5 protein-coding genes are annotated in these 4,896 nt (G+C 68.6%); 4 read left to right on the top strand and 1 reads right to left on the bottom strand.

Annotated elements, in window-relative coordinates; translation table 11 throughout:
- Nucleotides 1-239 precede the first annotated feature (239 nt).
- The 4 genes from ACLP25_RS21995 (at nucleotide 240) to ACLP25_RS22010 (ending at nucleotide 4,126) form a co-directional block, all read left to right on the top strand.
- Nucleotides 240-656 (top strand): Hsp20/alpha crystallin family protein, encoded by a 417-nt coding sequence (locus tag ACLP25_RS21995; RefSeq protein WP_442471275.1) that lies wholly within the window; start codon nucleotides 240-242, stop codon nucleotides 654-656.
- Nucleotides 649-3,036, top strand: coding sequence for an endopeptidase La (gene lon, locus ACLP25_RS22000; RefSeq protein WP_442471276.1), 2,388 nt, complete (start codon nucleotides 649-651; stop codon nucleotides 3,034-3,036). The genes ACLP25_RS21995 and lon overlap by 8 nt, the downstream gene beginning before the upstream one ends.
- A gap of 80 nt (nucleotides 3,037-3,116) precedes the next feature.
- Entirely contained in the window at nucleotides 3,117-3,419 is a 303-nt protein-coding gene (locus tag ACLP25_RS22005) for a hypothetical protein (RefSeq protein WP_442471277.1), read from the top strand.
- A gap of 110 nt (nucleotides 3,420-3,529) precedes the next feature.
- Nucleotides 3,530-4,126, top strand: a complete 597-nt coding sequence (locus ACLP25_RS22010) for a Uma2 family endonuclease (RefSeq protein WP_442471278.1) — start codon at nucleotides 3,530-3,532, stop codon at nucleotides 4,124-4,126.
- Between the two features lie 27 nt (nucleotides 4,127-4,153).
- Here ACLP25_RS22010 and ACLP25_RS22015 read toward each other — a convergent pair whose 3' ends face one another.
- Nucleotides 4,154-4,648 carry a cytochrome c-type biogenesis protein gene (locus ACLP25_RS22015; protein WP_442471279.1) on the bottom strand — a complete coding sequence of 165 codons (495 nt, stop codon included), beginning with the start codon at nucleotides 4,646-4,648 and terminating at the stop codon, nucleotides 4,154-4,156.
- Nucleotides 4,649-4,896: the final 248 nt, after the last annotated feature.

The raw sequence follows: 4,896 nt of genomic DNA on the forward strand, positions 1-4,896 counted from the left end.
AGTTGCGGAACTGAGAGTCGGGACGAACGAAACGGCCCGTCTCGTTGCGCGGGAAATCCTCGTCCGCGCGCCACTCCCCGTTCACAAGAACGCCCATCGCCGCCACTCTCCCGGGTCGGAACGGAAGGGCCTATATCACGGACGGGCGGGATGCGGAAAAACGGTCGAATCCGCGCCGGAACTGGGTTACTTTCGGGAAGCGTCGAGCCGCGCGCCGTCGTCAAGCCGCAGAGGAGCCGATGGAGAGCAATTTCCCCCGCTACTGGATGTGGTCGGAAGCCTTCGAGATGCTGGCGCGCGCCGAGCGCATGCGCGGGCAGTTCGTCCGCCCGACGGGCAGGCGCGCGCAAATCTCCTGGGAGCCGCCTGTCGACGTTCTTGAGACCGAGCGCGTGGCGCTGGTGCTCGTCGCGCTGCCCGGCGTCGACCTCGACGACGTCGAGGCCCGGATCGAGGGGGAAGAACTCGTCGTCTCCGGGGTCCGCGTTTATCCGCCGGAAATCCGCACGGCGGTCATTCACCGCCTCGAACTGCCGCAAGGCCGGTTCGAGCGGCGGGTGCGTCTGCCGGCCGGACGCTACACCGCCATCGAACGGTCGTCGGCGCATGGCTGCCTCCTGATCACGCTGAAGAAGCCGGAGGCGAACAATGTCTGACGCCGAGACCGCCGCTAAGGACGAGAGCGCGCGCGATAGAGGCGCCGGCGAGTCCTCGCCGCCGCTGCCGCCGGATGGGCTCGTCATCGTGCCGGTGCGCGGCATGGTGCTGTTCCCAGGCTTCGCCCTGCCGATCGCCCTCGGCCGGGCGCGCTCGATCCTCGCCGCACAGCGAGCGGTGCGGGAGCAGAAGCCGGTCGGCATCGTGATGCAGCGCAACGCCGAAGCGGCGGACCCGATCCCGGCTGACATGCACCGGATGGGCACGATCGCCAACATCGTCCGCTACATCACCGCCCCGGACGGCTCGCATCACCTCGTCTGCCAGGGCGAGCAGCGCTTCCGGGTCGTCGACTACCTCAGCGGCTGGCCGTTCTTCGTCGCCGACATCGTGCGCATCCCGGAGCCTTCCGCCCAGTCCAATGAGATCGAGGCGCGGTTCGTCCATCTCAAGGGCCAGGCGCTCGAGGCAGTGCGCCTCCTGCCGCAGGCCCCGGAGGAGCTCATCGCCACGATCCAGGGCGTCGAGGCGCCCGGCGCGCTCGCCGACATGGTCGCGACCTTCATGGACGCGACGCCCGACGAGAAGCAGGAGATTCTGGAGACGATCGACATCGGCGCCCGGCTCGACCGCGTCTCGCGGCTGCTCGCGCACCGCATCGAGGTCCTGCGCCTGTCGCAGGAAATCGGCCGGGAGACGAAAGCCTCCCTGGACGCCCGCAACCGCGAGGTTCTGCTGCGCGAGCAGATGGCGGCGATCCAGCGCCAGCTCGGCGAGGCGGACGAGGGCAAGTCGGCCGAGATCGCCGAACTCGAAAAGGCGATCACCAACGCCAAAATGCCGAAGGAGGTCGAGGACCAGGCGCGCAAGGAGGTTCGCCGCCTGCAGCGCATGCCCGAGGCGGCCGGCGAATACGGGATGGTCCGGACCTATCTCGACTGGCTGGTCGAACTGCCGTGGGCGCTGCCCGAGGAGAAGCCAATCGACATCGCCGAAGCCCGGCGGATCCTCGACGCCGACCATTTCGGCCTGGAAAAGATCAAGCGCCGCATCATCGAATATCTCGCCGTGCGCAAGCTCGCCCCAGGCGGCAAGGCTCCGATCTTGTGCTTCGCCGGCCCCCCCGGCGTCGGCAAGACCTCGCTCGGCCAGTCGATCGCCAAGGCGATGGGCAGAAAGTTTGTTCGCGTCAGCCTTGGCGGCGTGCACGACGAGGCCGAGATCCGCGGCCACCGGCGCACTTACATCGGCGCCCTGCCGGGCAACATCATCCAAAGCATCCGCAAGGCGGGCGCGCGCGACTGCGTGATGATGCTCGACGAGATCGACAAGGTCGGCCAAAGCATCCAGGGCGACCCGGGCGCGGCCCTGCTCGAAGTGCTCGACCCCGAGCAGAACAACACGTTCCGCGACAACTATCTCGGCGTGCCGTTCGATCTCTCCCGCGTCGTGTTCATCGCCACGGCCAACATGCTCGACACGGTGCCCGGCCCCTTGCGCGACCGCATGGAGATCATCAGCCTTCCCGGCTACACGGGAAACGAAAAGTTCCAGATCGCCCTGCGCTACCTCGTTCCGCGCCAGATGGAGGCGAACGGGCTCAAAGCCGGTCAGGCCTCGATCGACGACGCGGCGCTCCACGCCATCATCGAGCAATACACCCGGGAGGCCGGCGTCCGCAGCCTCGAGCGGGAGATCGGGCGCGCGCTCCGGCAGGCCGCGATGCGGGTCGCCGAAGGCGAGAGGGGGCCGATCGCGATCGCCGCCTCCGACCTTCAGGCCATACTCGGCCCGCCGATCTTCGAGGATGAGGTCGCGATGCGCACGAGCGTGCCGGGCGTGGCGACTGGGCTCGCGTGGACTCCGGTCGGCGGCGACATCCTGTTCATCGAGGCGACCGCGACGCCGGGGAACGGCCGGCTCATCCTCACCGGCCAGCTCGGCGAGGTGATGAAGGAGAGCGCGCAGGCGGCGCTCAGCATCGTCAAGAACCGCGCGGCGGCCTACGGCGTGGACCCGGCGCGGTTCGAGAAGACCGACATCCACATCCACGTGCCTGCCGGCGCGACGCCGAAGGACGGGCCGAGCGCCGGCGTCGCCATGTTCATGGCGCTGGTCTCGCTGCTCACCGACCGCACCATCCGCTCCGACACGGCGATGACGGGTGAGATCAGTCTGCGCGGGCTGGTGCTGCCGGTCGGCGGGATCAAGGAGAAGGTCGTCGCCGCGCACCGGGCGGGCATCAAGCGCGTCATGCTGCCGGCCAGAAACCACAAGGATTTCGAGGACATTCCCGAAGAGGTCCGCGAGACGCTCGCGTTCGTCTGGCTCGAACGCGTCGACGAGGCTGTCGAGGCGGCGCTGGAGCCGAAGGCGTAATCCCTTCGTCCCGCTTGCCGGGAGGGGATGGCCTGACGGCGAGCTTGCGCAAGCCGGGCTGCGGCATCATATGAGGGGCGATGACGACCGACGCGCTCGAACAGAGACTGATTGAGGCTTTGAAGACCGTGGACGCGCATGGGGACGTTGCGCCCGCGCATGTCCACGATCCGATGACGATGTTGCTGCGCGAGAACGCCATCCAGGCCCATCTGATGCGCTGGGACGAAGACCGTGAGCGTTATGTGTTGACCGGCACGGGCCGCCGGCGCCTGAGCGCCGGCAGCCGCACTCCGGGCGCCGTCGTGGCCTTCAGAAGGCGCGGCGCCCTGGCCGGCGCGCAGAACCAAGCGCACGCGAACCCCAAGGCGAAGGCCAAATAGTCGGCGTTGCGGGCGCGCTCCGGGCCCGCTCTCTGCCGGGGTGACGCCCAGCCTCCATCGCTGAGCCCTCCATCGCGGCCATCCACAATTCGTGATAAGCAAGGGCCTGCATGAATCTCGCCCTGCGCAAGCCCATGACCCTCGCCGAATTCCTCGCCTGGGAGGAACGGCAGCCGCTGCGCTACGAATTCGACGGCGTGGGTCCCGTCGCCATGACCGGGGGGACGTTCGCCCACGCGGCGATCCAGCGGAACCTTGCGATCGCCCTCGGCGGGCGCCTTCGGGGAAAACCCTGTCAATTCGCCGGAAGCGACCTCAAGATTCAGGTCGCGGACGGCCACATCCGATATCCCGACGGCATAGTCGTTTGCTCTCCGGTCGATCGAAAAGCGACTGTCGTTCATGATCCGGTTGTCGTCTTCGAGGTCCTGAGCCCGAGCACGGCGGCGAGCGACCGCATCGTCAAGGCCCTGGAATATCAGGCGACGCCGTCCATCCGGCGCTACGTCATGCTGGAGCAGGACGGCGTCGGCGCGACCGTCTACGCCCGCACCGGGGACGCCTGGACGCACGACATCCTGATCGCGGACTCCCTCATGGCCCTACCCGAGATCGGCGTCGAGTTTCCGCTCGCCGAGCTTTATGAAGGCATCGGGTTCGACGACGAGCTGGATGCGGATCGGCCGTCTCCCGGCGAACCGGTCTGATCTCATCGGAGGGGCGGCGACGTCGCCTCAGCCGCCATCCCCCTTCGTCAGCGCCGCGAGCCGCGCCTCCTCCTCAGGGGTCAGCGGCTCCGTCGAGGCGGGGGCGCCGCGGCGGGCGAGGAGGACGGCGGCGAGGCCGGCCAAGAGCGTCAGGGGGGCCGAAAGCCAGAGAAACAGCGTCTCGAGCTTGAACGGCGGCTTCAACAGAATGAAGTCGCCGTAGCGGGAAACGAGATAGGACCGGACCGCGTCGTTGGTCTCGCCCTCGGCGATGCGCTGGCGGATGAGCAGCCGGATGTCGCGGGCGAGCGGCGCGTCGGAATCGTCGATCGACTGGTTCTGGCACACCATGCAGCGCAATTCGGCCGACAGCGTCCGGGCGCGCGCCTCGAGCGCCGGGTCCTTCATCACCTCGTCCGGCTGCACCGCGAGCGCGGGGGTCGCGAGGGCGAGGAGGAGGGCGAAGAGGACCAGGGCGCCGCTCCTCGCTTCTCCCCGCTTGCGGGGAGAAGGTGGCGCCATAGCCCGGCCAAAGACGGGCGTCCTATCGGTCGCCCTAAGGCGCCGGATGAGGGGCAACGCCAACCACGGAGATTGGCGCGGCCCCTCACCTATAGAGCGTCCAAAGTCGCTCGTCTCCCGACGGGCTATGCCCTCTCCCCCCAAGCGGGGCGAGGGGGATTGCTGCCTTCGCATCGCCGTCACTCCGCCGGCGCGGCGGCGATCGCCGCGCGCGAGCGCCGGGCGACGCCGAAGCGCAGGCGCCGGTC

Source organism: Roseiarcus sp., from assembly GCF_052145395.1.
Lineage (GTDB): Bacteria > Pseudomonadota > Alphaproteobacteria > Rhizobiales > Beijerinckiaceae > Roseiarcus.